Annotated in this window: 29 protein-coding genes; 7 read left to right on the forward strand and 22 right to left on the reverse strand. The window is 70.0% G+C overall.

Translation table 11 applies throughout. From position 1 onward, the window contains the following. A partial coding sequence (locus ACO057_RS15275; RefSeq protein WP_421993239.1) for a LysM peptidoglycan-binding domain-containing protein occupies positions 1-622 on the forward strand: 622 nt, incomplete at its 5' end. A gap of 4 nt (positions 623-626) precedes the next feature. Here ACO057_RS15275 and ACO057_RS15280 read toward each other — a convergent pair. Beyond that, positions 627-1,016, reverse strand: coding sequence for a hypothetical protein (locus ACO057_RS15280; protein WP_421993241.1), 390 nt, complete (start codon positions 1,014-1,016; stop codon positions 627-629). A 49-nt stretch (positions 1,017-1,065) separates the two neighbouring features. On the opposite strand from ACO057_RS15280, the gene ACO057_RS15285 reads away from it, so the two are divergent. After that, a complete protein-coding gene (locus ACO057_RS15285) occupies positions 1,066-1,740 on the forward strand; it encodes a phosphatidylserine decarboxylase (protein WP_421993243.1) in 675 nt (224 codons plus the stop codon). Then, complete coding sequence (locus tag ACO057_RS15290) at positions 1,737-2,606, forward strand: CDP-alcohol phosphatidyltransferase family protein (RefSeq protein ID WP_421993245.1); 870 nt, start codon at positions 1,737-1,739, stop codon at positions 2,604-2,606. Before ACO057_RS15285 ends, ACO057_RS15290 begins: the two co-directional genes overlap by 4 nt. Positions 2,607-2,667: 61 nt before the next feature. Here the strand turns inward: ACO057_RS15290 and ACO057_RS15295 are convergent, their stop codons facing one another. The 7 genes from ACO057_RS15295 to ACO057_RS15325 form a co-directional block, all read right to left on the reverse strand. Beyond that, positions 2,668-3,960 (reverse strand): hypothetical protein, encoded by a 1,293-nt coding sequence (locus ACO057_RS15295; RefSeq protein ID WP_421993247.1) that lies wholly within the window; start codon positions 3,958-3,960, stop codon positions 2,668-2,670. Positions 3,961-4,226: 266 nt separating this feature from the next. Beyond that, the gene (locus tag ACO057_RS15300) at positions 4,227-4,961 is read right to left on the reverse strand and encodes a hypothetical protein (protein ID WP_421993249.1); all 735 of its coding nucleotides are present in this window, start codon (positions 4,959-4,961) and stop codon (positions 4,227-4,229) included. Position 4,962: 1 nt separating this feature from the next. Further along, a complete protein-coding gene (locus tag ACO057_RS15305; RefSeq protein WP_421993251.1) occupies positions 4,963-6,216 on the reverse strand; it encodes a CaiB/BaiF CoA transferase family protein in 1,254 nt (417 codons plus the stop codon). Next, positions 6,213-6,953, reverse strand: coding sequence for a CoA-transferase (locus ACO057_RS15310; RefSeq protein ID WP_421993253.1), 741 nt, complete (start codon positions 6,951-6,953; stop codon positions 6,213-6,215). Before ACO057_RS15310 ends, ACO057_RS15305 begins: the two co-directional genes overlap by 4 nt. Further along, a complete protein-coding gene (locus ACO057_RS15315; RefSeq protein ID WP_421993255.1) occupies positions 6,950-7,771 on the reverse strand; it encodes a CoA transferase subunit A in 822 nt (273 codons plus the stop codon). Before ACO057_RS15315 ends, ACO057_RS15310 begins: the two co-directional genes overlap by 4 nt. A gap of 94 nt (positions 7,772-7,865) precedes the next feature. After that, the gene (locus ACO057_RS15320; protein WP_421993257.1) at positions 7,866-8,636 is read right to left on the reverse strand and encodes a hypothetical protein; all 771 of its coding nucleotides are present in this window, start codon (positions 8,634-8,636) and stop codon (positions 7,866-7,868) included. A gap of 12 nt (positions 8,637-8,648) precedes the next feature. Beyond that, the gene (locus tag ACO057_RS15325) at positions 8,649-8,888 is read right to left on the reverse strand and encodes a hypothetical protein (protein ID WP_421993259.1); all 240 of its coding nucleotides are present in this window, start codon (positions 8,886-8,888) and stop codon (positions 8,649-8,651) included. Positions 8,889-8,961: 73 nt separating this feature from the next. On the opposite strand from ACO057_RS15325, the gene uvrB reads away from it, so the two are divergent. Continuing rightward, positions 8,962-11,151 carry an excinuclease ABC subunit UvrB gene (gene uvrB, locus ACO057_RS15330; protein WP_421993261.1) on the forward strand — a complete coding sequence of 730 codons (2,190 nt, stop codon included), beginning with the start codon at positions 8,962-8,964 and terminating at the stop codon, positions 11,149-11,151. A gap of 25 nt (positions 11,152-11,176) precedes the next feature. Here uvrB and ACO057_RS15335 read toward each other — a convergent pair whose 3' ends face one another. The 12 genes from ACO057_RS15335 to ACO057_RS15390 all read right to left on the reverse strand — a co-directional run bounded on the left by ACO057_RS15335 (position 11,177) and on the right by ACO057_RS15390 (position 21,777). Next, positions 11,177-11,344 (reverse strand): hypothetical protein, encoded by a 168-nt coding sequence (locus ACO057_RS15335; RefSeq protein ID WP_421993263.1) that lies wholly within the window; start codon positions 11,342-11,344, stop codon positions 11,177-11,179. A 239-nt stretch (positions 11,345-11,583) separates the two neighbouring features. After that, positions 11,584-12,228, reverse strand: coding sequence for a PRC-barrel domain-containing protein (locus tag ACO057_RS15340; protein ID WP_421993265.1), 645 nt, complete (start codon positions 12,226-12,228; stop codon positions 11,584-11,586). A gap of 169 nt (positions 12,229-12,397) precedes the next feature. Continuing rightward, complete coding sequence (locus tag ACO057_RS15345; protein WP_421993267.1) at positions 12,398-12,760, reverse strand: hypothetical protein; 363 nt, start codon at positions 12,758-12,760, stop codon at positions 12,398-12,400. Between the two features lie 51 nt (positions 12,761-12,811). Next, positions 12,812-13,294 carry a Dps family protein gene (locus tag ACO057_RS15350; protein WP_421993269.1) on the reverse strand — a complete coding sequence of 161 codons (483 nt, stop codon included), beginning with the start codon at positions 13,292-13,294 and terminating at the stop codon, positions 12,812-12,814. 7 nt (positions 13,295-13,301) lie between these two features. Continuing rightward, entirely contained in the window at positions 13,302-13,544 is a 243-nt protein-coding gene (locus ACO057_RS15355) for a hypothetical protein (protein ID WP_421993271.1), read from the reverse strand. A 73-nt stretch (positions 13,545-13,617) separates the two neighbouring features. Then, entirely contained in the window at positions 13,618-16,338 is a 2,721-nt protein-coding gene (locus ACO057_RS15360) for a PAS domain-containing protein (RefSeq protein WP_421993273.1), read from the reverse strand. A gap of 130 nt (positions 16,339-16,468) precedes the next feature. Next, positions 16,469-17,212, reverse strand: a complete 744-nt coding sequence (locus tag ACO057_RS15365; protein ID WP_421993275.1) for a TlyA family RNA methyltransferase — start codon at positions 17,210-17,212, stop codon at positions 16,469-16,471. 153 nt (positions 17,213-17,365) lie between these two features. Further along, positions 17,366-19,291: a 1-deoxy-D-xylulose-5-phosphate synthase gene (dxs, locus tag ACO057_RS15370; protein ID WP_421993277.1), complete on the reverse strand. Its 1,926-nt coding sequence runs from the start codon at positions 19,289-19,291 to the stop codon at positions 17,366-17,368. Then, complete coding sequence (locus ACO057_RS15375) at positions 19,291-20,211, reverse strand: polyprenyl synthetase family protein (RefSeq protein WP_421993279.1); 921 nt, start codon at positions 20,209-20,211, stop codon at positions 19,291-19,293. The genes dxs and ACO057_RS15375 overlap by 1 nt, the downstream gene beginning before the upstream one ends. A 34-nt stretch (positions 20,212-20,245) precedes the next feature. After that, entirely contained in the window at positions 20,246-20,503 is a 258-nt protein-coding gene (xseB, locus tag ACO057_RS15380; protein WP_421993281.1) for an exodeoxyribonuclease VII small subunit, read from the reverse strand. Between the two features lie 105 nt (positions 20,504-20,608). Next, positions 20,609-21,535 carry a histone deacetylase family protein gene (locus tag ACO057_RS15385; RefSeq protein WP_421993283.1) on the reverse strand — a complete coding sequence of 309 codons (927 nt, stop codon included), beginning with the start codon at positions 21,533-21,535 and terminating at the stop codon, positions 20,609-20,611. Beyond that, a complete protein-coding gene (locus ACO057_RS15390) occupies positions 21,532-21,777 on the reverse strand; it encodes a sulfurtransferase TusA family protein (protein ID WP_421993285.1) in 246 nt (81 codons plus the stop codon). The genes ACO057_RS15385 and ACO057_RS15390 overlap by 4 nt, the downstream gene beginning before the upstream one ends. Positions 21,778-21,839: 62 nt before the next feature. Here ACO057_RS15390 and ACO057_RS15395 point away from each other — a divergent pair, with 62 nt between their 5' ends. Together ACO057_RS15395 and ACO057_RS15400 are read left to right on the forward strand one after the other, a co-directional pair. Next, entirely contained in the window at positions 21,840-22,715 is an 876-nt protein-coding gene (locus ACO057_RS15395; protein ID WP_421993317.1) for an ROK family protein, read from the forward strand. Between the two features lie 135 nt (positions 22,716-22,850). Next, positions 22,851-24,776 (forward strand): PhoX family protein, encoded by a 1,926-nt coding sequence (locus ACO057_RS15400; RefSeq protein WP_421993287.1) that lies wholly within the window; start codon positions 22,851-22,853, stop codon positions 24,774-24,776. Positions 24,777-24,829: 53 nt separating this feature from the next. Here ACO057_RS15400 and ACO057_RS15405 read toward each other — a convergent pair whose 3' ends face one another. Together ACO057_RS15405 and ACO057_RS15410 are read right to left on the reverse strand one after the other, a co-directional pair. Continuing rightward, a complete protein-coding gene (locus tag ACO057_RS15405; RefSeq protein WP_421993289.1) occupies positions 24,830-25,303 on the reverse strand; it encodes an SRPBCC family protein in 474 nt (157 codons plus the stop codon). Then, positions 25,290-25,631, reverse strand: a complete 342-nt coding sequence (locus ACO057_RS15410) for an ArsR/SmtB family transcription factor (protein WP_421993291.1) — start codon at positions 25,629-25,631, stop codon at positions 25,290-25,292. Before ACO057_RS15410 ends, ACO057_RS15405 begins: the two co-directional genes overlap by 14 nt. Before the next feature lie 292 nt (positions 25,632-25,923). Between ACO057_RS15410 and ACO057_RS15415 the strand changes: the two genes are divergently transcribed. Next, a complete protein-coding gene (locus tag ACO057_RS15415) occupies positions 25,924-26,847 on the forward strand; it encodes a methyltransferase domain-containing protein (protein ID WP_421993293.1) in 924 nt (307 codons plus the stop codon). Positions 26,848-26,853 lie beyond the last annotated feature (6 nt).

Raw genomic sequence — 26,853 nt, forward strand, 5'->3', positions numbered from 1 at the left:
TCCGCCGCCCGCGGCGGTGGCCGATGCCAGGCCTCCGTCCGACGGCGGCCCCGCCCCGGCCGAGCCCAGCGGGCCGCTGGCGCTGCTCCTGCCGGCGCCGGGCTCCCCGGCCCCGGTGCAGGCGCTGCAGGCCTCCGCCGCCGCGCGGCTTTCGATCGACCTCGTGGATTACGCTGGCGCCTCCGGCATGCGCTTCGCCGGCGCGGCGCCCGTCGGCGCGCTGCTGCGCCTCTATATCGACGAGCAGCTCTCCGGCGAGGTCGTGGCCGACAGCCAGGGTCGCTGGAGCTATTCGCCCCAGGCCCAGCCGGCTTTCGGCCGCCACCTGCTCCGCGCCGACCAGCTGGGCGCGCAGGGCCAGGTCCTCGCGCGCGTCGAGCAGCCCTTCCAGCGCGACGCGCCGCCCGTCGCCCCGGCCGTCACGGCCCAGGGCGAGGCTCCCGTCCAGACCGAGATCCGGCATGTCGTGCAGCCCGGGGATTACCTCTGGCGCATCGCGCGCGGCAGTTACGGCCAGGGCATCCGCTACACGGTCATCTACTCGGCCAATCGCGAGCAGATCCGCAATCCGAATCTGATCTATCCCGGCCAGGTCTTCACCCTGCCGCGCGGCGCGAATTGACGGGCTACGCGCCGGCGGCCTCGAGCCGATCCAGATACGGGTCCATCGCCATCGCGAAGCGCACCATCTCCCCCAGCACAGCGACCGCGGTCCCCTGCGGCGGGGCCCGCATTTCCAGCGCGAGCCGATGGTCGGCGGTGAGGTGGAGCCGCCAGCCCTCGGGCAGATCGGGCGGCAGCGCGGCCACGGCGCGCAACGTCCCCGCGCGATCGGCGTTGCGCTCCGCAGTGGAGGGGATGCGGCCCGCCATGGCCCGCAGGCGCAGCGTGCCCTCCATCATCAGCGCCTCGCAGGCCCGCCCCCTCCAGGCGAAGCGCAGCGCGGGACGCAGCCCCGGCGATCGAGGGGAGAGCGTGCCGTCCCTTTGGACGGCGAAGGGACCGAGCGTGATCATGTCGACCGGAACTTGCCGCTTAATGGTGAACAGAGGATAAATCCGCCCCATGTCCCTTGCGAACAGCCTGTCCCTCGTCCTCTCGCCTCCGCATCCGGTGGGCAAACCCTTCATCTACGGCGGGGCCGCGGTCGCCGTCGTGGGCGGGCTGCTCCTGGGGAGCTGGCTCTTCTGGATCGGCGTGGCCTTCACGCTCTTCTGCCTCTACTTCTTCCGCGACCCGACGCGCTTCCCGCCGCAGGAGCCCGACCTCGTCATCGCGCCCGCCGACGGCAAGGTGGTGCTCGTCGGCCCCGCCATTCCGCCGGCCGAGCTCGAGATGGGCGATGCCCCGCGCTGGCGCGTGGCGATCTTCCTCTCCGTGCTCGACGTGCATGTGAACTATTCGCCCGTGCTCGGCCGCGTCAGCCGGATCGCCTATCGCCCCGGCAAGTTCATCGATGCGAGCATGGAGAAGGCCTCGACGGAGAACGAGCGCAACGCCCTGCGCTTCGACCTGCCGGATGGCCGCCAGCTCGCCTGCGTGCAGATCGCGGGCCTCGTGGCGCGGCGGATCGTCTGCACCGCGCGTGAGGGCGACCAGCTCCAGGCCGGCGACCGCTTCGGCATCATCCGCTTCGGCAGCCGCACCGACGTCTATCTGCCCGAGGGCGTGAAGCCCAAGGTGCGGGTCGGCCAGAGCATGATCGGCGGCGAGACCGTCCTCGCGGAACTCGCGGGATGACCAAGCCCGGCCTTCGCGGACGGCTGCGCCGTTTCAGCCCGCGCCAGAGGCCGCGCTTCCGCGGCCCCTCCTTCAACCGGCTGATCCCGAACCTGATGACGATGATGGGGCTGTGCTTTGGCCTGGTCGCCATCCGCTTCGGCATCGAGGGGCGCTTCCCCCAGGCCGCCGCCTTCATCGTGGTGGCCGCCGTCATCGACGGGCTGGACGGGCGCATCGCGCGGATGCTCAAGGGCACCTCGCGCTTCGGCGCCGAGTTCGACAGCCTCAGCGACTTCCTCTGCTTCGGCGTGGCGCCGGCGCTGATCCTCTATCTGTGGACGCTGCAGCATGCCGGGCCGCTGGGCTTCATTCCCTGCGTGATGTTCGCCGTCTGCAGCTCGCTGCGTCTCGCGCGCTTCAACGCCGCCAGCATCGCCGAGCCCGGCGTGATCCCGCCGCCCAAGCCGGCCTATGCCTATAACTTCTTCCAGGGCGTGCCGGCGCCGGCGGGGGCGGGGCTCGCGCTCTTCCCGCTCTTCGCCTCGCTCGCCGTCGCGGAATGGGAGTGGGACCGCCTGGCCCATGCCATCAGCTATCCGCTGTTCAGCGCGCTGGTGCTCTTCGTGGTGGGCGGGCTGATGGTCAGCTCCCTGCCGTCCTGGTCCTTCAAGAACTTCAAGGTGCCCGCGCAGATGGTGCTGCCGCTGCTGCTGGGCACGGGCGCCTTCATCGCCTTCCTGGTGACCGAGCCCTGGGCGGCCCTGGCGCTGGGCGGGGCGATGTATGTGGGCATGCTGTACTTCTCGGCCCGCTCGTATCTGAAGCTCAAGGCCGAGGCCGAGGCGATGGCGGGCACGGAGGAGACCTCCACCGTTCCGGAATAGCGGCCCGGAGACGAAAAAGGGGCGGAGAACTCTCCGCCCCTTCCGATGCCGATCCGACGGATCAGAAGCCCATCGACAATCCGAAGCGCAGCGCCTGGAAGTTCTGCTGGCCGTTCATGTAGGTGAGCGTGAAGCGCGCGGGCAGGCGGCCGCCGCTGGCGACAACCACGCCGTATTCCTGCCAGTTCATGATCGCCCAGTGCGAGCCCGTGACGCGGGTGTCGACGAAGGTCAGCCCGCCCTGCACCGGCCGGCCGAAGGCCTCGCCCAGGGGCCGCGAGAGCGAGATGCCGTTGCGATAGAACTGGTTCTGCAGATCGTAATCCACCGAGCCGCCGCTCCAGTTATAGCGCTCGGTCTGGTAGTAGGCGGCGGTGTTCGTGACGGCGAGCGTATAGGTCGGCGTCACGGCATAGCGGAAATCGCTGGTCAGCGAGCCGCCGACCGCCTGCGAGCCGCGGCCGTAATTCTCCGAGCCCGCGAGGCCCCAGCGGAAGGCCGGCGTCACGTTCCACTCGAAGTTCGTGCCCGACCACACCCGCTGGCGCACGCCCACGCCCACCGAGCCCTGATAGACATTGGTGCCCGAGACGTCGACGAGGGCCTGGACGGAATCCAGGAAGATCTCGGTGCCCGTGCCGGCGTTGTAATAGGAGCCGCGCATGGGGGCCGAGAAGGCGCGCGTGTCGGCGCCGCCCTGGGTCGTGGTGGCGATATTGGCGCCCAGGCTGAAGCGCCAGCCGGTCTCGCGCGGCTGGTTCACGCCCAGCATGGCGCCCGTGGGGGCGGAGCCGGCCAGGAAGTCCGCCGCGACCATGCTCGGCATCAGCGAGGTGGGGTTGCCGGCGACCGGGTCGGTGATGGTGTGGCGCACGGCGCTCTGGATGAGGGTGGTCGGCGACAGGACCGGCGCGTTGCGGATCTCGGCCGGCAGGCTGGCCAGGACGGAGGCCGGCAGCGAGGAGACCGGCGTGGCGACGCTGGTATCGCCCTGGAAGAAGGCGCGGACGTTGTTGACCGCGCCGCCCGCGCTCGCGGCCGTGACGGCGACGGCCTGGCCGGTCAGCGGGTTGAACACGATGCTCGTGGTCGTGCCCTGGGGGACGATCAGGGTCAGCGGCTGGTTGTTGTAGTTGATATTGGCGTTCACGGCCGTGCCGGAGGTGTAGCCGGGGAAGGTGGCGGCCAGTCCGGGGCCCGTCAGCTGGCTCAGGGCGGATTCGAGATTGTTGAAGCTCAGCGTCCGGGTGACGCCGCCGACGGTGGCCGTGATCTCGACCAGCTGGGCCTGGGCCGCCGGTGCCAAAGTAATAGCGGATAGAGCGACACCGACCAGTAGATATTTTCGCAGCATTGACGTACTCCAACCCCATTTTTTACAGCAAATGAATGTCAGGTGAGCTGGCATTGCGCAACGCTGCCAGCAGTGACGGACGCACTGTCCGACCGACACTATGCTACAGGAATGGAATGGAATTTTTCCCTGATGCCAGCTCAATCAATGGCGTGGAATACGTAATAATTTTTGGGATATCCGAGAATCTTCAGGGAATTTCTCAGATCACGAAGATCGGTTACGGTATATGGGAGAAAATATTTCTAAATCGAATCAATCAACACTTAATGCGCAAGCATAAGTCCGATCGGTACCATCTCGGGTATCACGCGCGAGGTGAAGAGCCGCAGGGTTTCGCGGGCCGTGGCGAGCGCCTCGGGAGGCGGCGCGGGGGGCGCGGCGAGGTAGGGACGCAGCCGGTCCGCCTCGATCGAGGCGGCGGCGAGGGCGGCGTCGCGCAGGGTCGCGATGCGGCCCGTCGCCATCATCGGCGAAAGCGAGGCGTGGAGCGGCTTCAGCACGGCCGGCCAATTCGCGAGATGCAGGTACAGCGTGGGGATGACGCCCCCCTCATGGCCGTGCAGCGCCCCCAAAGCGCGGACGGCGCGCGCCACCTCCTCGGGCAGCGCCTCGATCCGGGGCAAGGGCAGGGGGGTGGGCAGCATGGCCGGCGGCGGCGCGCCGGGCGTGGTCGCCTCGCCCTGCTTGCCGCGCAGCAGGGCCGTCAGGAGGATCAGGTTGCTGAGATTGCCGCGATTGTAGAGCGTGGCCAGCTCCGCCGCCTCCGCGCCCATCGGCAGGCCCGGCACCGGGAGTGCGGCGCGGACCCGCTCGCGCGCGGCGTCCAGCAGCGGCAAGGCGGGGCGCACGGAGTCCCAGGCCCAGGGCAGCACCCCCTCCAGCGCCGCGAAATGGCGCCAGATGAGGTTCACGAGCGGGAGGCCATAGGCCTCCCGCAGCTTGGCGTAGATCGCCGCAGTCTCGGGGGGCGCGTCGGATTCCCGGACCTCGGCGAGCACGCTACTTGCGCCGCTTCTCGACCAGGACGCCGGCTTCGGCGAGACGGGCGATCTCCTCTTCCGAGAAGCCGTATTTCGCGAGCACCTCGTTGGTGTGCTCGGCGAAGCGCGGCGGCGCGGCGTGGGTGCCGCCCGGCGTGCGGCTCAGCTTGATCGGCGTGCCGAGGCCGACATAGCCGTCCTTCTCGGTGATCATGTTGCGATGGGCCGTGTGCGGGGCGGCCATCGCCTGGTCCACGCCATAGACGGGGCCGGCCGGCAGGCCCGCCGCCAGCATGCGCTGGCAGAGCTCGATGCCGTCCTCGTCCGCGAAGCGCTTGTTCAGGATCTCGGTGAGCGCGGCCTTGTTGATCACGCGCTGGCCGTTGGTGGCGAAGCGCGGATCGGTGCCGAGGTCGTCGAGGCCCAGGAACTTGCAGAACTTCCGGAAGGTCGGGTCATTGCCGCAGCCCACGAAGATCTCGCAGGTCTTCGTGGTGAACTTGGCATAGGGCGCCAGGTTGGGATGCGGATTGCCCGTGGCCACCGGCCGCTTGCCGTTCAGGAAGAAGTTGGCCGCATGCGGGTGCAGCAGCGCCATGCCGCAATCATGCAGCGTCATGTCGCAATACTGGCCCTGGCCCGACTTCTCGCGCTCCACGACCGCCATGAGGATGGCGATGGTGCTGAACAGGCCCGTGGCGATGTCCACGATGGGCGTGCCCAGGCGCGTTGGCCCGGAATTCTCCGTGCCGTTGATCGACATGAGGCCGACCATCGCCTGCAGGATGGCGTCGTAGCCGGGGAAGCCGCCGAGCGGGCCCGTCGCGCCGAAGCCCGAGACGCGGCAATGGATCAGGCGGGGGAAGCGCTTGGACAGCACCTCCTCGAAGCCGAGGCCCCACTTCTCCATGCTGCCGGGCTTGAAGTTCTCGATGAGCACGTCCGCGCCCTCGAGCAGGCGCAGCAGCACCTCGCGGCCCGCGGGCTGCGACAGGTCCAGGCCGACCGACTTCTTGTTGCGGTTCACGCCCAGGAAGTAGGAGGCGTCGCCCTTGGTGTCGAAGGGAGGGCCCCAGTCGCGGACCTCGTCGCCCTGCGGGGGCTCCAGCTTGATCACGTCGGCGCCGTGGTCGCTGAGGACCATGGTGCAATAGGGGCCGCCGAGGACGCGGGTGAGATCCACCACGCGCAGCCCGGAAAGGGCGCCGGGGCCGGTGGCGAGGGCGCGACCCTCGGCCAGCGGCCCTTCTGCCATCGGGAGGGCGTCGTTCATGCCGCAAGCTTCCTGTCGAAGACCCGGGCGCAGAAGTCCGGGTAGGTTTCCATCATCTCGTCACACACCGATCCGCGCAGCAGCGCAAGCTCCGCCTCGGTGGGGGCAGGGGTCTGGGGAACGTCGCCCTCCACGTCGAAGTCGAAGCCGGTCATCGCGCGGATGCTCTCGACCGTCTCGCCCGGATGCAGCGAGGCGAGCGAGAAGCGGCCGCGATCGGGGTGGAAGGTGAAGACGCAACGGCCGGTCACCAGCGCCTGGGCGTGGCCACGGCGATAGACCGCGGGGTCGCTGATGCCGGGGGCGGAGATATGCGCGACCTTGTCGACCAGCACGCGCGGGCTGTGCTCCTCGCGGAAGAGGATCGTGCGGCCGGTCATGAAATACATGAAGGCCGAGCCGAAGCTGCCGGGGAAGCGCACGTCGCGCCCGGGCCATTCGCCCGTGCCGATGAGGTTCAGATTGGCCTGGCCGTCGATCTGCCCGCCGCCCAGGAAGAAGAGGTCCACACGGCCCTGGCCGGTGAGGTCGAAGAGCTCGCGCGTGCCCTCGGTGAAGGGATTGCCCGAGCGCTTGTGCAGCAGCGACAGACGGACGGGGTATCCCTCCTTCACCGCGAGCCAGCAGGCCGCGGCCGGGACGGGGGAGGCGGCGCCGACGGCGATGTGATGCGTCGGCACGGAACGGATCAGCCGTGACAGCGTGACGGCCAGAAGTTCCTCGGTCTTGTAGGTCATTGCGCGGCCACCGCCTGGGATTGATAGACATGCTCGGCGCACCAGTCGGCGAAGCCGGCATCGGTCTTGGCCGCGCGGGCATAGGCCGCGACATAGGCGCCGTCGAAGCCGTATTGGTCGAGCAGGGCGGCCGGGCGCGCGCCGCGCTCGGCGATGGCGAAGGCGCTGATATAGGTCGCGTTGATGGTGCCGGCGGCCAGCTTCTCGTCCTCGAGGAAATTGCCCTCGACCACGCGCTCCACTGTCACCAGCGACCGCTTGGACGCATGGGCGATCGTGCCGCATTCGCGCCGGCGGCCGACATAGATATTGCCGTGGCTGTCGGCCATCGCGCCGTGGAAGACGGCGATGTCCGGATGCAGCGCCGGCAGGACGACGATCTTCTCACCGGTGCCGAAGGGGCTCTCGATCACGCGCCAGTCGGGGCGGTTGGCCAGGATGTCGCTGCCGATGATCCCGCGCAGCGGCATGAAGGGAACGCCCTTCTCGGCGGCCTGGAGCATGGTGTGGATGGCGGGGCAGGTGGCGTCGGTGATGGAGAGCTTCCCCGCCTTCAGCGCCGCCGTGAAGCGCGGCGCGAAGCCGGCCTCGCCCAGGCTCACCGCGCTGGTCTGCACGCTGGCCACGCAGCCCGCGCCGATCAGGATGTCGGTCGCGAAGCCCGAGACGGGCACGCCCACCAGGCGCAGATCGCGCGCGCCCCGGCGGATCAGCGCCTTGGCGAAGGCGACGGAGGGGAGGGAGTTGTCGGGCGGCATGGCGACGAGCGCGCCGTCGGGCACGCTGGCGGCCATGGCTTCGAGATCGGTCGGTGTCATCTTGTTTCCTCTGGCGAGGAAACTACGCGCAAGTTTCCCGCGAGGCGAGAGGGGGATCCCGCCGATCTGCAACGCCGTGGTGCATCCCGGCGTCCTAAAGTTGCGTGATCGAGCCCTGGGAGACCGGCTTCACGCCCGGTGCGGGCTTGGCTGCCGGCCCCGGCTTGTCCTCGGGCAGGCCGGGGCGCGCGGGCGCGGCCGCCGGGGGGGCGGCCATGGGGGCGGGGGGCGCGACGGGATCGGGCAGGGGCGCCATGGCCGGCGGCGGGGCCAGCGGAGCCGGCGGCTCGACGGGCGGCGCTTCGGGGGCCGGTGCTGCGGGGGCCGGCGCTTCCAGGGGCGGCGCGGCAGGCGGGGCCTCGCTGGGCTGGATCGCCATCATCCGCATGCAGCCCACGAAGGCGCCCATGACCAGGTTGGTGCCCGTCAGGCTCAGATCCCAGGGCGTGTCGGGCCCGCCGGGAAATTCGACGCGGATGAGCGCGCCCCTCCGGAAGGACTGCTCGAAGCCGTTCGGCCCCTCGATCGCCAGGGGGAAGCTCATCTCCTGTCCCGCGCCCGTCGCCGTCGCGGCGAAGACGCGACGGTTGTCGATGACGATCCGCACGGGCTGCGTCGTGGAGGCGCGCAGGTTCCAGCCGGGCCGCGACAGCCGCATCACGGGGCGGTCCTGGCCGGCCAGGTGCTGCAGCAGGAAATGGCGCCCGCTGCCCGAATGGCGCGTTTCCAGCCCGCAGGTCGCGAGGCCCCCGGGCGTCGTGCCGCCGAAGGCGATCCAGCCATTGGCCTGGGCGATGACGCGGGTCTGCGCTTGCGCCGGGGCCGCGAGGGTGGCGGCCAGGAGGAGGGGGACGACAAATCGCATGGGACGATATCTCTAGAAGGGCTCGGCCCGGTCATGGCGGAGCAGGCGGGCATAGCCGGCCGTCTCGCGGTCCTGCCCGGTCACGGCATCGGCCAGGGCGTCGAGCCAGCCGGCGAACCAGGCTTTGCCCCAGTCGCCGGTTTGGGCCATGGGATTTTCGAGCACCGAGGCGCCCGCCTTGAAGGCGTGACGTCCCGCCGCATAGGCGTCGTCGCTGACGAAATGGTCTTCGGGGTCGACGTCTTCGGGCATGCTGCCATGATATGGCATGAGAGCGGGCGTTGCACACCTGCATCCGGCGCCGGGCGAGACTATATTGGGGTCCATGGATCTCGCCCTTGCCCCGATGCTCTTCCAGCCCATCCGCCAGCCCATGCCGCCGGAGGGCAAGGCGCTCACCGTCGTCAGTCCCTTTTCGCCCAATGGCGACCAGCCGCGCGCCATCGCGGAGCTCATCGCCGGGGTGAACGCGGCCGATCGCGACCAGGTGCTGCTGGGCGTCACCGGCTCGGGCAAGACCTTCACCATGGCCAAGGTGATCGAGGCGGTGCAGCGGCCCACCCTCATCCTCGCGCCCAACAAGACGCTCGCCGCCCAGCTCTACGGCGAGATGAAGAGCTTCTTCCCCGAGAACGCGGTCGAATACTTCGTCAGCTACTACGACTACTTCCAACCGGAGGCCTACGTCCCGCGCACGGACACCTATATCGAGAAAGACAGCCAGATCAACGAGCAGATCGACCGGATGCGCCACTCGGCCACCCAGTCCCTGCTGGAGCGGCGCGACGTGGTGATCGTGGCCTCGGTCTCCTGCATCTACGGCATCGGCTCGGTCGAGACCTATTCCAACATGGTCGTGAAGCTGGAGACCGGCGGCACCATCCGGCGCGACGCGCTGATCAAGGGCCTGGTCGAGCAGCAGTACCGCCGCAACGACGCCGCCTTCCAGCGCGGCTGCTTCCGCGTGCGCGGCGAGAACCTGGACGTCTGGCCCGCCCATCTGGAGGACCGCGCCTGGCGCATCAGCCTCTTCGGCGACGAGGTGGAGAGCCTGCGCGAATTCGACCCGCTGACGGGCGAGATCACCGGCGAGTTCGACAAGGTCTCGATCTACGCCAACAGCCACTATGTGACGCCGCGCCCCACGCTCCAGCAGGCGATCGGGCGCATCAAGATCGAGCTCAAGGAGCGCGTGAAGGAGCTGGAGGCCGAGGGGAAGCTGCTGGAGGCCCAGCGCCTGGACCAGCGCACGACCTTCGACATCGAGATGATGGAGACGACCGGCTCCTGTAAAGGCATCGAGAATTATTCGCGCTACCTCTCGGGCCGCAATCCCGGCGACCCGCCGCCCACCCTCTTCGAATACCTCCCCGAGGGAGCGCTACTCGTTGTCGACGAGAGCCACGTCACCGTTCCGCAGATCGGCGGCATGTATCGCGGCGACTATGCGCGCAAGATCGTCCTCAGCGACTTCGGCTTCCGCCTGCCCAGCTGCACCGACAACCGCCCGTTGAAATTCGAGGAATGGGAAAGCTTCCGCCCCCAGACCGTCTTCGTCAGCGCCACCCCCGGCCATTGGGAGATGGAGCGCACCCAGGGCGTCTTCGCCGAGCAGGTCATCCGCCCGACCGGCCTCGTGGATCCCGTCGTCGACATCCGCCCCGTCGAGGGCCAGGTGGACGACCTGCTGGCCGAGGTGAAGGAGGTCGCGGCAAAGGGCTTCCGCTCGCTGGTGACCGTGCTGACCAAGCGCATGGCCGAGCAGCTCACCGAATACCTGACCGAGATGGGCGTGAAGGTCCGCTACCTGCACAGCGACGTGGACACGCTGGAGCGCATCGAGATCATCCGCGACCTCCGCCGCGGGGTCTTCGACGTGCTGGTGGGCATCAACCTGCTGCGCGAGGGCCTGGACATCCCCGAATGCGGTCTGGTGACCATCCTGGACGCGGATAAGGAAGGCTTCCTGCGCAGCACCACCTCGCTGATCCAGACCATCGGCCGCGCCGCGCGCAACGCCGAGGGCCGCGTGATCCTCTATGCCGACCGCATGACCGACAGCATGAAGCGCGCGCTGGAGGAGACCGACCGCCGCCGCACCAAGCAGATGGCCTATAACGCCGAGCACGGCATCACGCCGACCACCATCCGCCGCGAGATCGCCGATGTGATGCGCGATGTCAGCCAGGGCGACTACGTCACGGTGGACGCGGTGGAGGGCGATGCGGAGGCGCAATTCGTCGGCAAGAACCTGCGCCAGGCCATCGTGGAGATGGAGAAGAAGATGCGCGCGGCGGCGGCCGATCTGGAGTTCGAGACGGCGGCCCGCTACCGCGACGAGATCAAGCGGCTGGAGGCGCTGGAACTGGGGATCCCGCTGGATGGGGCGCTCTCGGCCAATCAGGCCGGGCGCTCGCTGCGGGAGGCGACGCCGAAGAAGGACTGGAAGCCCAAGCCCATGGGTCCGGGCGGCGGCGGCTACGATCCGAAGAAAATGAAGCGCGGGCGTAAATAGCCGGGGCCTGTCCGGCCCAGACTGATCAGGGCTGGGAGTTCCTGCGAACGAGGTCGAGCAGTTCCGTGGGCACCGCCTCGTGCAGCGCATCGCCGTAGGAGGCGCGCAGGCTGCGGGTCAACCAGCTGTCGAAGCCCGCCTCCGAAGGCGCAGCGCGGCGCTGCCAGCTCGACCTGTGTGATCCGGTCGGCATCAACTTCTCGTCTCCTGATTTATCGGGGGCATCGCTGCTCATGTCTGACGGCCTCTGTGAGCGGCCATCGCCGAGCGGGAAATCGGAGCGAGGCTCGCTAAAATCTGTGTGGAGGCACGACATATCGTCACAACGTTCAGGCGGGTGAACGGTTTCTCGCGGATTTCAGGACTTTACTCGCGGCGCGAAACGACGGCGCGGGTCTCCCCGCGCCGTCCCATTTCGCCATGGCGGAGGGCTCAGCCGCGGCGCAGCGAGGTGTATTCGAAGGCCGGGCGCGACTGCAGCGCCTCCTTCGAGGCCCCCGGCATCACGATGCGGCTGTTCTCGGCGTTCCATTGCAGGTCGTTCAGCGGCACGGCGACCAGGCGGCCGCCGAGGCCCAGGAAGCCGCCGACCTGGAGGATCGCCACGGGCGACCGGCTGGCGCCCGAGGCCATGCCCAGGATCACGTCATCCACCTCGCCGACGCGCTCGTTGCGCTCGTTGTACACGTTGCCGCCGATGATCTGGCTGATCCGGGGGCGCTCCATGAGGACCGACCCGGAGGCCACGGTCAACGTCGTGCCCGGGGCGGTGGCGTCGCGCGTGGCCTGACCGGCGCGCTCGGCGGCGCGGTCCACCACGGTGCCGGCGGGGTTGTTGCCGGTGCCGTCGCGGTTGGTGGGCTGGCCGGTCATCCGGTCGGCGGCACGGCCGAGAGCGGTGCCGGGCGGGTTGCCGGGGGCGCCATCAGGAATGGTGGGATTGCCGGTGGCGCGGTCGATCGCGCGGCTCGCGGCCGTGCCCGCCGGATTGCCCGGCGTGCCGTCGGCCTGGGCGAAGGCCGTCATGGGAGCGACGATCAGACCCGCCGCGAGGGTCATGGGGAGGATGTTCTTCATCGGTCTCGTTCTCTTTCGGATTGATGGGTGTTGAACGAACGAGCCTGCGCAGGGTTTCGCCGGAGGCGAGGCATCGGGTCGGAAAACGGCGGATAACAGCCATTTTTCGCGCATGGAAATCGGGGCGGGAGTTGCCTCCCGCCCCGTTCCATCACGCTCCGGTCCGGGCTCAGCGGCGGACCAGGCTCGCGATGATGAAGCCCGCCAGCGCCGCGACGCCCAGGGCGATCAGCGGCTTGTCATGCACGGCATCGCTGGCGCGATCGGCCTGGTGGCGGACGGTTTCGGTGGCGGACTTCCCGATGGCGCTGGCCCTGTCGGCCACGGCCGAGACGGCCGGCGTGACGCGATCGTTCATCAGCGCCTCGACGCGCTGCCTGAGCTCCACGATCTCGGCCTTGGCGTCGGCGACGAAGCGCGAGGCGTCGTCCTTGGCGCCGGAGGCCAGCTCGCGCGCATTGCTGGCGAGGCGGGTCGCCTCGCTCTTGGCGTCGTTGGCGAGGTTGCGGGCGTTGTCAAAGGTCTGGGACATGGAGTGCTCCTGTTAGAACTGGGGGGTGAGCCAGGATGGCCGCGGAGAAGGTCAGCCGAGATGGCTGCGGAGAAGCCAGGCGGCTTTCTCGTGAACCTCGATGCGCTTCACGAACATGTCGTGCGTCGCGAGGTCCTCGGCTTCCTCGGCCGCTTCGGCCAGCTCGCTCGCGCGGGCGGCCATGGCGGCGTTGTCCTCGGCGAGGGTGCGGGCCGCATCCTTCGTCGAGATCCCGCCTTCCGGCGCTTCGGCCAGCTTCGCGAGGCTCAGCATGGCGGCGAGGCCCGTGGGGGCGAGGATGTCCAGCGCGCGAACGCGCTCGGCCAGGACGTCGATGGCTTCGAAGAGCTCGCCGTACTGGGCCTCGGTCAGCTTGTGCAGACCGAAGAAATTGGGCCCCGTCGCGTTCCAGTGGCAGGCCTGGGTCTTGGCCAGCAGCACATAGGTGTCCGCGATGAAGCCGTTGAGGGAGGCGCCGACGCCTGCCTCGGCCTTGTTGGAGGCCGGGCGCTTCTTCGTCTTGGTCTCGGACATGCTCACCTCAGCGCCAGACCGGACGGCCAAGATTGACGGAATTGGGCGAGGTGAGGCCGCCGACGGCGCCACCGGCCACCGCGCCGGCCGCCGCACCCGCGAGCGGGTTTCCGGCCATGGCGCCGATGGCCGCGCCGCCGGCGCCGCCCAGCAGGGCGCCCGAGCCAACGCGATCGCCGGTGCTGTAGCCGCAGGCCGAAAGGCCGCCCAACAACAGGAGGGCACAGGCCGTTTTGCCGATACTTCGCATGCTGTTGGTCCCTGTTTCTATTCTCACGGGGATGGAACGCGCGGATGTCGGCCCGCGTTGCATGCGTCGTTCGTTAACTCGGCACCGGCCCGGATGGAGGGTTGCCTTCCGGGGCGGCGTCGTCCCGCGCGGAGGCCAGCGCCTCGGTCAGCGCGTCGCGCAATTGCCGGGGCGTGATGGTCCTGCCGTTCAGGCCGTCGGGCGAGATGTGCAGCACGACCCCCGCGCGGGCACGCAGGGCCTCGGCCAGTTGCCGGACCGGCCTTCCGCCGAGCCGCCCCGCGAGAACGACGACATCCACGCGCCCGGCCTGGCCGGCGAGGAAGATCGCCTCCGCACCCGAGCGCGCCGGGCCGAGCACTTCGCAGCCGCCCTCGCGCAGCACGGAGGCGAGCGACAGGGCGGAGATCGGATCGTCCTCCACCAGCAGCACGCGCTTGCCGGCCAGCGGCCCCCGGACCATGCCCGAGGGCGTTGTGGCCAGCGCCGCCGCGCCGATGGAGAGCACGCAGCGCAGCCCCGCCGCGTCCCAATGGCGGTGGATGTCGCCCGCGAGCTGGGTGCGCATATTGGCGTCGATCAGCATCGAGCCGAAGCCGACGCGCTCGGGGATGGCCAGGACCGGCGGCCCGCCGCGCTCGACCCAGTTCAGCTCGGCCCCGTCCGGCCCGCTCGTCCAGGTCAGGCTGACGCGCCCCTGGCGTGTGGAGAGCGCGCCATAGCGCTGGGCATTGTTCACCAGCTCATGCAGGGCGAGCGCCATGGGCTGGGCCGCCTCGGGCACCAGGCGCAGCGACGGCCCCGAGATCTCGATGCGGCCCGGATGGCCCGCGAGCTCGCCGCGCAGGATCTCGCCGAGATCGGCGCCCATCCAGTTCTCGCGCGAGAGTATGTCATGCGCGCGGCTCATCGCGCCGATCCGCCCCTCCAGCTCCTCGACCAGCGCCGGCACGTCATCGGCGGCATCGGCGGCAGAGAGGCGCAGCAGGCCGCGCACCACGCTGAGCGCATTCTGCGCGCGGTGGTCCACCTCCCGCGAGAGCTGCCAGGCGGAAGTCTCCATGCGCCGACGGGAGGTGATGTCGATCACGGCGCCGCTGACGGCCACCACCGTTCCGGCGCGGTCATGCACGGGATGGTAGCTGCAGAGCCAGCACCGCTCCTCGTCGCCGAGCATGGCGCAGAATTCCACGTCCTCGACCGCCTCGCCCGTCGCCACCAGCTGCAGCAGCCTGGGATGGAGCTCGGCGGCGAAATGCGGCGCCACTTCCGCCAGGGGGCGGCCGATATGGTCGGCGGCGGGCTTGCCATGCGCGCGGGCGAGCCGGTCATTGATCGCCAGGACGCACAGCTCCCGGTCCAGCAGGCACAGGCCCACCGGCGCATGGGCGTAGATGGCGCGCAGCCGGGCGCCCGAGGCATCGGCCTGAGCCTCGGCGAGGCGCAGCTTGCGCACGTCCAGGCCGAAGATCGCCCAGGCCTGGACCTCCCCGTCCTGCGTGAAGGCGGGCGCGGCCTTGAGCAGGCAGCGCGCCCCGCCGCGCAGGCGCAGCTCCTGCAGGAGGGGAGCACCCTTGGGCTCGGCCAGGGCGGCCCGCCAGGCGGCCTCGACCGCGGCGCGGTCGCGGGGGTCGATGGCATCGAGCCAGCCATCGCCCAGGCTCTGGTCGAGGTCGCGCCCGGTCATGTCGCGCCATTGCGCATTGACCCATTGCACCTTCCCCTGCGGATCGGCGGCGAGGACCAGAAGCGGGGCGGCCTCCATGCAGGCCTCCCACCGGGCCTCGGCGCGCTGGCGAAGCTCGACCGTCTCGGCCATCTCGTCGAAGGCGGCGGCGATCCGGGAGAAGTCATGCCCCCCGCCGATGCGCCCGACGCGCGCGTGCCAGTCCTGCGCGCGCCATCGCCGGGCCGCGGCGAGCAGGGCCTGGACCGGCCTCTCGGCCGAGGTGTGGAAGGTGAAGAGCGCCAGCAGGAAGCTCAGCAGCAGGGCGCCCACGATCGCCAGCTCCGTCCGCCGGCCCGCCAGCAGGGAGTCCGGGTGCTCCTCCAGCCCGACCGAGAGGAAGAGCCCATGCGTCGCCTCCCCAGGCGGCATATAGGCGATTCGCCTCTGACCATCCTGGGAGAGCGTGACGCCGGCCGCCGTGGCCTCGAACAGGCGCCGGGCGAGGGCGCCCAGGGTGTGGCCCGCCGTGTCCTCGTGCGAGCTGGCGAGGACGATGCCGTTGCGGTCCGCGATGGTCGCGGTGCTTTGCGGCGGCATGCCCATGGCCTGGAGATCGCGGCCCAGCCAGTCCAGCGAAAGGGTGAGCCCGACCGCACCCACCACGCGGCCCGCGGGGTCGCGCACCGGCTCGGCCAGGCTCAGCGATGCGCCGGCCGGCCCCGTGCCGGCCTCGTAGCCGCCGAGGCGGAAGGCGTCGCCGCGCAGCACCTCGAGCCACCCCGGATCGCCGGCATTTCCGCTGCGGGTCGAGCAGATCCTGCGTCCCTGCGCATCCGCGAGCTCGACGGCGAGATAGCGCGGATTGGCTTGCAGGATGCGGCCCAGGACCGCGCGGCATTCCGTGTCGCCCAGCCGGGGCGTGGCGCCGAGCGCGCTGAGCAACTGCCGCGCCGCGCCGACGGTGGAGGACTGCCGGGCCGCGACCTGCTCGACCAGGAGGCGCGCCTGTTCGGCGAGGCGATCCACCCGTTCCGTCCGGGCCTGGCGCTCCATCTGGACGAGGACGAGGCCGGCGGGGGCGAGGGCGAAGAGGAGGCCGAGAAAAGCTCTGAAAGCCAGGGTCACGGTGCGCGTCTCACGCGCGACCTTCGGGTGTCGCGAAAGGGGTTCAACCCCGGCTCCCGGGGTTCTGTCTGCCCTGAGCAACGATGCGGCGGGCAAGCGGTTTCGCATGCCTTCGCAACAAATAGAGGCGTCAGTCCGTAACCAGGCGCTCCGCCGCGATCAGGAATTCGCGATTGCCCTCGGGCCCGAGCAGCGGGCTGGCCTCCACGCCGAGCACCCGCCAGCCGGGCAGCGCCGCCCACCAGTCGGAAATCTCGGCGCAGACGCGCTCATGCACCGCCGCATCGCGCACCACGCCGCCCTTGGCGATGGCGGGGCCGACCTCGAATTGCGGCTTGATGAGCGCGATGGCCCAGGCGCCCGGCTTGCAGAGGGCCATGGCGGCGGGCAGCACCACGCGCAGGCCGATGAAGCTGGCGTCGCAGACCAGCACATCGAGGGGAGGGACGTCGCCCTCCTTCATGTGGCGGGCGTTGACGCGCTCCATCACCGTCACGCGCGGGTCGTTGCGCAGCTTCCAGGCGAGCTGGCCGTGGCCGACGTCGACCGCGCAGACATGGGCGGCGCCGTTGGTCAGCAGCACGTCGGTGAAGCCGCCCGTGGAGGAGCCGAGGTCCATGCAGACCCGCCCCGCCGGCGAGAGGCCGAAATGCGCGAGGCCATGGGCCAGCTTCACCCCGCCGCGCGAGACCCAGGGGTGATCCTGGCCGCGCAACTCCAGCGCGCGCTCGGCGGCGATGAGGTCGCCCGGCTTGTTGATGCGCTGCTCGCCCGAATAGACGAGCCCCGCCATGATGAGCGCCTGGGCACGGGTCCGCGATTCCGCGAGCCCGCGCTCGACCAGCGCGACGTCCGCGCGCGTGCCCTTGGCCATGGGCTAGAGCGCGATCGGCTGAGGCGGCTTCGCCGAAGCCGTGAATCGCCCTCTCGGCAGAGCCCGCGCGATCGGCTGAGGCGGCCTCGCCGAAGCCGCGAATCGCCCTCTCGGCAAAGCCCTGGAGCGTGATGCAGCGAAGCTCATCATGCTTCAGGCCGTGGCAGGGACCGCCAGGGCGGCCTTGCCCAGCGCCGCCAGCGCCGTCTCGACGATCTGCGGGGCGTTCAGCCGCGCGAGGTCGTACTGCTTCTTGGGCGACTCGTGGTCGATCCAGATGTCCGGCAGGGTCATCGGCCGCAGCTTCAGGCCGTGGTCCAGCAGGCCATGCGTGGCGAGGTGATGCATGACCAGCCCGCCGAAGCCGTTCAGGCTGCCTTCCTCGATGGTGATGAGCACCTCGTGGTGGCGGGCCAGCTGCTCAATCAGCGCCGTGTCGAGCGGCTTGGCGAAGCGGGCATCGGCGACGGTGGTGGACAGGCCGAAGGTCGCCAGCTCGTCGGCGGCCTTGAGGCATTCCTGCAGCCGCGCGCCGTAGGAGAGGATGGCGACCTTGCTGCCCTCGCGCAGCACGCGCCCCTTGCCGATGGGCAGGACCGTGCCGCGCGCCGGCAGCGCCTCGACGCCCAGGCCCTCGCCGCGCGGATAGCGCACGCCCGAGGGGCCGTCGTCGATCGTCGCCATGGTCGCGACCATGTGGGCCAGCTCGATCTCGTCGGCGGCGGCCATCAGCGTGAAGCCGGGCAGGCAGCCGAGATAGGCGATGTCGAAGCTGCCCGCATGCGTCGCGCCGTCGGCGCCGACCAGGCCCGCGCGGTCCATGCCGAAGCGGACCGGCAGGCCCTGCAGCGCCACGTCGTGGACCACCTGGTCGTAACCACGCTGGAGGAAGGTCGAGTAGATGGCGCAGAAGGGCTTCATCCCCTCGGTCGCCATGCCGGCGGCGAAGGTGACGGCGTGCTGCTCGGCAATGCCCACGTCGAAGCAGCGCTTGGGGAACTTCTTCGCGAAGAGGTCGAGCCCGGTGCCCGAGGGCATGGCGGCGTTGACGGCCACGATGCGGTCGTCCACCTCGGCCTCGGCGATCAGCGCCTGGGCGAAGACCTTGGTGTAGCTCGGCGGCCCCGGGGGCGCCTTCTGCTGCTCGCCGGTGACGACGTTGAACTTCACCACGCCGTGATACTTGTCGGCCGAGGCCTCGGCGGGCGCATAGCCCTTGCCCTTCTGCGTCACCGCATGGAGCAGGAAGGGACCCTGCTGGCCGGAATCGCGCAGGTTGCGCAGCACGGGCAGCAGATGGTCGAGGTTATGCCCGTCGACCGGGCCGACGTAGTAGAAGCCCAGCTCCTCGAAGAGCGTGCCGCCGGTCAGCAGGCCGCGCGCATATTCGTCCGCGCGCTTGGCCGCGCGCTCGATCGGGCCGGGGAAGTTCTTGGCCATCTTCGCCATGAACTCGCGCACCGACAGGAAGGGGCGCGAGGAGATGGTGCGGCTCAGATAGGCCGACATCGCGCCCACGGGTGGCGCGATGGACATGTCGTTGTCGTTGAGGATGACGATGAGGTTGGCCTTGCTGGCCCCCGCATTGTTCATCGCCTCATAGGCCATGCCGGCGGACATGGAGCCGTCGCCAATGACGGCGATCACGTGGCGGTCGTCGCCCTGGAGCTGGCTCGCCACCGCCATGCCGAGGCCGGCCGAGATGGAGGTCGAGGAATGGGCCGCGCCGAAGGGGTCGTATTCGCTCTCGCTGCGCTTGGTGAAGCCCGACAGGCCGCCGGGCTGGCGCAGGGTGCGGATGCGGTCGCGCCGGCCGGTCAGGATCTTGTGCGGATAGGCCTGGTGGCCGACGTCCCAGATCAGGCGGTCCTTGGGCGTGTCGAAGACGGCATGCACGGCGACGGTCAGCTCCACGACGCCGAGCGAGGCGCCGAGATGGCCGCCGGTCACGGAGACGGCGCTGATGGTCTCGGCACGGACCTCGTCGGCAAGCTGCTTCAACTGGTCGTTGGACAGGTTGCGCATGTCCGAGGGGAAGCGGACACGGTCGAGTAGCGGGGTGGCAGGGCGGTCTTTCATCAGTTTCTCCGCTCGATCACGAAATCGGCCAAAGCGCGCAGCAGGCCCGCCTTCTCGTCGAAGCCTTCCAGGTGGCCCCGGGCCTGGGCCACGAGGCGTTCCGCCTGGAGCCTTGCACGCTCAACGCCCAGCAGGCCGACAAGTGTCGCCTTGCCCGCGCCGGCATCCTTGGCCGTCGCCTTGCCCATCACCTCGGGGGAGGCGGTGATGTCCAGCAGGTCGTCGGCGATCTGGAAGGCCGCGCCCAGGTCGCGGCCATATTGCGCGAGGGCCTGGCGCTGGGAGCCGGCGGCCTTGCCCAGCACGGCGCCGGCCTCGGCCGAGAATTCGATCAGCTTGCCGGTCTTGAGCAGCTGGAGCCGGCCGATGGCCGATTCCTCCAGCGGCACGCCGGCCTGCTCGGCCATCATGTCCAGCATCTGGCCCCCGCACATGCCGCGCGGGCCGGAGGCGTGGGCGAGCATGCGGACGAGCTCGATGCGGACCTGCGGGTCGGGATGGGTGGCCTCGTCGGCCAGCACCGTGAAGGCCTGGCTCTGCAGCGAATCGCCCGCGAGGATGGCGGTCGCCTCGTCGAAGGCCTTGTGGTTCGTCGGCTTGCCGCGCCGCAGGTCGTCATTGTCCATGGCCGGCAGGTCGTCATGGACGAGGCTGTAGGCGTGGATCATCTCGATGGCGCAGGCCACGCGCAGCGCAGAGGTGCGCGAGACGCCGAACTGCTTCGCGCCCTCGAGCACGAGGAAGCCGCGCAGGCGCTTGCCCCCGCCGATGGTGGAGTAGCGCATCGAGGCGAAGAGCCGCGCCTCGTCGCCTTCGGCGACGGGGAGGAGCTGGTCGAGCGCCGAGTCGATATCCTGGGCGGCCTGCGTCATCGCGGCCGAGAGGGAGGCGGCGGAATGTCCGCCCGTCACCGTATCCATAACTATTCCCGCGATCCCTATCCCGAGCCTTGTTCTATTCGACGTCGCGCAGGCTCAAGCCGCCCGCGCCTTCGACCACCGCCTGGACCTTGGCCTCGGCCTCGGCCAGCTTCGCCTCGCAATGGCGGCGCAGCGCCGTGCCGCGCTCATATTCGGCGATGGCCTGGGCGAGGGTGCTCTTGCCCCCTTCGAGCGACCGCACGATGCCTTCGAGCTGGCCGAGGGCCTCCTCGAAGGGAAGGTTGCCGAGGTCGTCGGACGTGGTGGTCGCCATAGGGGCGTCGGTGGTCATCGCTGCCCCTCCACTGGGCATTATCCCGCTGAACGGGCGAGTATATCGCTTCCGGCGGCGAAACCCAAATTCCGCGAACCGATCGGTATCAGTTGCAAGCGGGTCTCAGCTGCGCAGCAGGGACCGGACATGCGCCGCAGCCGAGGCGGCGAGGGCTTCGAGGTCATAGCCGCCCTCCAGAAGGCTGACCACCCGGCCGGAACAGCAACGGTCGGCCAGCGCGCAGATCTGCGTTGTGATCCAGGCGAAGTCCTCCTCATGCAGGCGAAGCTGGGCGAGGGGATCGCGCGCATGGGCATCGAAGCCGGCCGAGACGACGATCAGCTGCGGCGCGAAGGCCTCGATGGCCGGGAAGAGGTTCTCCCAGGCGGCGCGGAAGGCCTCGCCCGTGGCGCCGGGGGGCAGGGGGGCGTTGAAGACATTGCCCACCCCCGTCTCCGAGGCCGCGCCGCTGCCGGGATAGAGCGGCATCTGCTGCGAGGAGACGAAGAGGATCGAGGGGTCGTCCTTCATGCAATCCTGCGTGCCGTTGCCGTGATGGACGTCGAAATCCAGGATCGCAACCCGCGCCAGCCCGTGCACCGCCTGGGCGTGGCGCGCGGCGACGACCGCGTTGGAGAAGAAGCAGAAGCCCATGGGCTTGCGCGTCTCGGCATGATGGCCGGGCGGGCGGGTCGCGCAGAAGACGCGGAGCACCTTGCCGGTGCAGACCTCGTCCACGGCGCGGACGGCAGCCCCCGCGGCCAGAAGCGCGGCCCGCGCGCTGCCCGCGGACATGACGGTATCGCCATCCAGCGCGATGCGGTCGCCGGGCTGGGGGCGGATGGCCAGAATCGCCGCCACGTAATCGGCCGGGTGGACGCGGGTGAGCTGCTCCACGCTCGCCTCCTCCGGCTCGTCGCGCAGCAGGTCGGCGAATTCCTCCGAATCGAGGGCCTGGAGCACGGCGCGCAGCCGGTCCGGGCATTCGGGATGGCCCAGGCCCATGTCGTGGGCGAGCCCGTCGCGATGGGTGAGGAGCAGGACGGTCATGGCGCTTCCCTCCGGCGCAGGGCGAAGCGGAAGACGCGCTGGCCGGGCTCGTCCTCCTCCTCCGCCCAGGCGAGCAGCTCGTGCCCCGTCTCCTGGGCATAGGCGTGAAAATCCTTCACGGCGGCGGGGTCGGTGGCGAGCAGGACCAGGGTTTCGCCCGGCGCCATGCCGCGCAGCGCCTTATTGGCCTTGAGCACGGGGAGCGGGCAGGCGAGGCCGCGGAGGTCGAGAGGATCGGACATTGCGCCTATCCAGCATCCCCGGGGGCTTGCCCGCAAGGGTGCCGCCGACGCAGCTTGCCGCGATGCGGATCGGCGTGGATTTGGGCGGGACCAAGATCGAGGTTGTGGCGCTGGACGCCCAGGGGGCGCAGCGGCTGCGCCGCCGCAGATCCACGCCGCCGGATTATGCGGGCGTGATCGCCGCCATCGCCGGTCTGGTCGCGGAGACCGAGGCCGAGCTCGGCGCGCGCGGCACGGTGGGGGTGGGCATCCCCGGCAGCCTCTCGCCCGCGACCGGGCTGGTGCGCGGGGCCAATTCCGTCTGGCTGAACGGCGGGCGTCTGGATGCCGACCTCGCCGCCGCGCTGGGGCGCCAGGTGCGGATCTCCAACGACGCGAATTGCCTCGCGCTCTCCGAGGCGGCGGACGGCGCCGGGGCGGGGGCCTCCAGCGTCTTCGCGGTGATCCTCGGGACGGGCGTGGGGGCGGGCATCGTCATCAGGGGCCGGCTGCTGGAGGGCTTCAACCGGATCGGCGGGGAATGGGGCCACAACCCGCTGCCCTGGATGACCACCGACGAATTCCCTGGCCCCGCCTGCTGGTGCGGCCAGCGCGGCTGCATCGAGACCTTTCTCTGCGGTCCGGCCTTGGCCGCCGAGGCCGACGGGCCGGGGGCGCGCGACGCTACCGTCCTGCCGGGGCGTGCCGATCCTGCCGCCCGCGGCGCCCTGGCGCGGCATGCGGACCGCCTCGCCCGGGCGCTGGCGCATGTGGTGAACCTGCTCGACCCGGAGGTCGTGGTTCTCGGCGGTGGCCTGTCCAACATGGCGCATCTCTACGAGGAACTGCCGAGGCTCCTGCCGCGCCACGTCTTCTCCGATGTGGTGCGGACGCGGATCGTGCCGGCGGTCCATGGCGACAGCTCGGGCGTGCTCGGCGCGGCGCGGCTCTGGGGCTGAAACGGCTGAAGTTTGCCGGCCGGCCCCTCGACGCCCGGCCTCACTACACCCCCGACTGACTTATCTCTGTAACTTCATCCTGGGCCGCACTGTCCTCGGGCATGTTGCGGCCAGACGCGTATCCCCGAGGACCAGATGAGCATCGAAGACGACTGCGGCGAGCCCGAGGACATCGGCAGCAACCCCGCGCCGCGCGCCACCATCGGCGAGATCATCGCCGCGCGCTTCTCCAGGCGCGGCGCGCTGCTGAGTGCGCTCGCCAGCGGCATCGCCGGCAGCGCGCAGGCGCGCGCGCCGATGCGCGGCGGCCCCTCCAGCCTGACCTTCCCCGAGCTCAGCCACCAGCTCGCCCAGACCGACGCCGTGGCCGAGGGCCATGAGAAGCATGTCGTCATCCGCTGGGGCGATCCCGTGCTGCCCGGCGCGCCGGCCTTCGACCCGCGCCGCGTCACGGCCGCCTCGCAGGCGATGCAGTTCGGCTACAACAACGACTTCATCGCCGTGCTGCCGCCGGCGCGCGGTGGGCGCATCGGCACGCGCGCCTTGCTCTGGGCCAATCACGAATACACCAACACCAATCTGATGTTCCCCGGCATGGGTACCAACAGCCAGGCCCGCGCCCGCGTTTCGGCCGAGCAGGTCCAGGCCGAGCTGATGGCCCATGGCGGCAGCGTCGTGGAGCTGGAGCGCGTGGAGGGACGCTGGAAGCCCGCCGGCGATCCCCGCCTCAACCGCCGCATCACCGGCGCCACGCCCATGACGATCTCCGGCCCCGCCGCCGGCCATCCGCGCCTGCGCACCAGCGCGGACCCCACCGGCACGCGCGTACTCGGCATGTTCAACAACTGCGCCGGCGGCACCACGCCCTGGGGGACGATCCTCACCTGCGAGGAGAACTTCAACGTCTATTTCGGCGGGGAGCTGGCCGATGCCACGCAGGCCGAGAGCCACCGCCGCTACGGCATCACGCCCACGCCAGCCTACGGGTGGCACCGCCACATCGCCCGCTTCGATCGCGCGAAGGAGCCGAACGAGGCCAACCGCTTCGGCTGGGTGGTCGAGATCGACCCCTATGACCCTGCCAGCACGCCCATCAAGCGCACGGCGCTCGGCCGCGTTAAGCACGAGGGCGCGACCCACGCGATCGCGCCCGACGGCCGCGTCGTGATCTACATGGGCGACGACGAGCGCTTCGACTACGTCTATCGCTTCGTCACCGCGCGGCCCTGGAACCCCCAGGATCTCGCGGCCAATCGCGACCTGCTGGACGAGGGCGTTCTCAGCGTCGCGAAGTTCGACGCCGACGGGACGATGCGCTGGCTGCCGCTCGTCCACGGCCAGGGCCCGCTGACGGCGGCCAACGGCTTTGCCAGCCAGGCCGAGGTGCTCATTGAGACGCGCCGCGCGGCGGACCTGCTCGAAGCCACGCCCATGGACCGGCCTGAGGATGTGGAAACCAATCCCGTCACCGGCGTGGTCTATGTCATGCTGACGAACAACACGGCGCGGACGGAGGCGCTGGTGAACGCCGCCAATCCGCGCGCCGCCAATGCCCATGGCCATGTGCTGGAGATCGTTCCGCCCGGCGCCGCGAATGCGCGTGGCCACGCGGCCGAGACCATGCGCTGGAGCCTCTTCCTGCGCGCCGGCAAGCCGGGCATCGACGCCGGGGCTCAATACCACCGCGCGACGAGCGACGAGGGCTGGCTCTCCTGCCCCGACAACTGCACCTTCGACAGCAAGGGCCGCATCTGGATCGCGACCGACGGCGCGACATCGGCGGCGGGCGTGGCCGACGGCCTCTATGCCGCCGACACCACTGGGGCGGGGCGCGCGCTGACGCGCCTCTTCTACCAGGCGCCCACGGGGGCCGAGGTCTGCGGGCCGCTGATGCTGCCCGATGACAGCGCGCTCTTCCTCGCGATCCAGCATCCCGGCGAGGACGCGGGCAGCACCTTCGAGGAGCCCTCGACGCGCTGGCCGGATTTCGAGCCGGACATGCCGCCGCGGCCCTCGGTGGTGGTCATCACGAAGACCGGCGGCGGCGCGGTCGGGAGCTGAAGGCCGGTTTCCCGGCCTGGCGCGCCCCAGGGCCGGGGCGCGCCGGCTGCGCCTCAGTCTCCGAGCTGTCCCGCGAGTTCCTCCAGCTGGGTGAGGCAGGTGCTCCAGCCCTGGAAGAACCCCATCTCCTCGTGCTTCGTCCGGTCCTGGGGGCTCTTGTGGCGCACCACCGCGCGATAGCGCGTACCGCCGGGCACCGGTTCCATCGTGATATCAGCCGTCAAGAAGGCTTCGGCATTCGGCCGGAAATCCGGGCCGAGACCATCGGTCCAGACCAGGCGCCGCTGCGGCTCCACCACGAGGATGCAGCCCGGCTTCTCCGGAAAGGCCGTTCCATCCGGCGACTGCATCACGATGTTGAAGCGGCCGCCCGCCACCAGATCGATCTCGGCCTTGGCCACGCCATAGGGGCGCGGTGCGAACCATTGCCGGAGCAGCTCCGGCTCCGTCCAGGCCCGCCAGAGCTGGGCCGGGCTCGCCTTCACGATGCGTTCGAGAAGCAGATCGAGTTGCTCATTCAGTTCCACGGGCATCTTCCTTTGCAGCCAGTGTTTCGACGAAGGCGTCCAGCCGATCCAGCCGGGCCTCCCAGACGCGGCGTTCCTGCTCGATCCACCCCTGCGCGGTGGCGAGGGCGTCAGGGCGCAATTGGCACATGCGCACCCGACCCAGTTTCCGGGACGTGACCAACTCGCTCTCTTCGAGCACGCGGATGTGCTTCATGAAGCTCGGCAACGCCATGCGATGCCGCTGTGCGAGATCGCCGATCGTGGCCGGGCCGGTGGCGAGCTGCGCGATCACCGCGCGGCGGGTGCCGTCCGACAGGGAGTGAAAGACCTGATCAAGGTTAGCCATATGGCTAACTGACATGGGTTGCCTGTCGTCGTCAAGAAGATAAGCCGATTGGCTAAGTGTTTGGTGCCGGCGGATCAGAGCCAGCGTGGTGCGCCGTCGGCTGCTGGGAGCGCGCGTCGCTCCGCCAAAATTCGGTTCGGAAAGCGTCGTAGCGGCGTGCGCTGGGAAACCAGTGCAGGAGTTGAATGTTTCACGGCCTGTTACGATGCCGTAGAGATCAGGGATGGAAATGTCCGGACCATGCCCTGTCTGTCGGGTTGGCGCCCTTCGGCCGCTGCGCGAGGTGGAGGGCGTGCCCTATCTGCGCTGTGACGGCTGCGGCAGCATCCTCGCCGAGCAGGCCTTCCTTGACCGCACCATGGCCGGCGAGGCTCGGCAATACGACGACGACTACTGGCGGGCCGAGCTCTCCGCCGCGCGGGCACGGGGCTATGGCGCCTCGCTGATCCGGCTGGCCGAGGTCTTCCTCTATGCGCGCCGTCCCGTCCGCCGCTTCCTCGACGTGAGCTGCGGCGCGGGCACGCTGCTGGACGCCGCCGCGGAGCTGCTGCCGGAGATCGCCGGGACCTTCTGGGGCATCGAGCCCTTCCCGCCGCCGCCGGAATTCCGGGCCCGCCACCCGAACTACCGGACGGGCTTCCTCTCCGACCTCGAGGGCCGCTTCGACGGCGGGACCTGCATCGAGGTGATCGAGCATCTGCCGCCGGCGATCCTCGCGACGATGCTCGGGCAGCTCGCCGCCGTCTCCGAGCCAAGTGCGCTCTGGTATTTCAACTCCGCTCAGCCGGAGTTCGTGGAGCGCGACGACCCCGGTTACCTCGATCCCTTCCGCCGCGGGCATATCGCCAGCTATTCCGTCGAAGGGCTGCGGCACCTCTTCGGCGCGGCCGGCTTCACGGTCCATGCGCTGCCGGGACGCGACTGGGCCTTTCTCGCGGAATACGGGGCCTGTCCCGCGATGGACGGCAACGCGCTGCTCACCCGTGTCTGGACCATGCTGCCGGAGAATCGCGTGCGGCTGGAGGCGGGCCGCTTCGGCCCGTTCCTGTTGTCCGCGGGCACCGAGGGCGCGCGCTGCTACGTCGAGGCGGCGACAGCGACCTGGGCGATCGACGAACGGCGACAGTTGTTGGAAGAGGGGGCCGCGATGATCCTGAGGAAGGTCTCGCGGTCGCCGCGCCAGGCGCTCTCCTACCTCTTCCGCCGCGGCCGGTGAGGCGGC

The organism is Roseococcus sp. (assembly GCF_965227005.1).
In the GTDB taxonomy this organism is placed as follows: Bacteria; Pseudomonadota; Alphaproteobacteria; order Acetobacterales; family Acetobacteraceae; genus Roseococcus.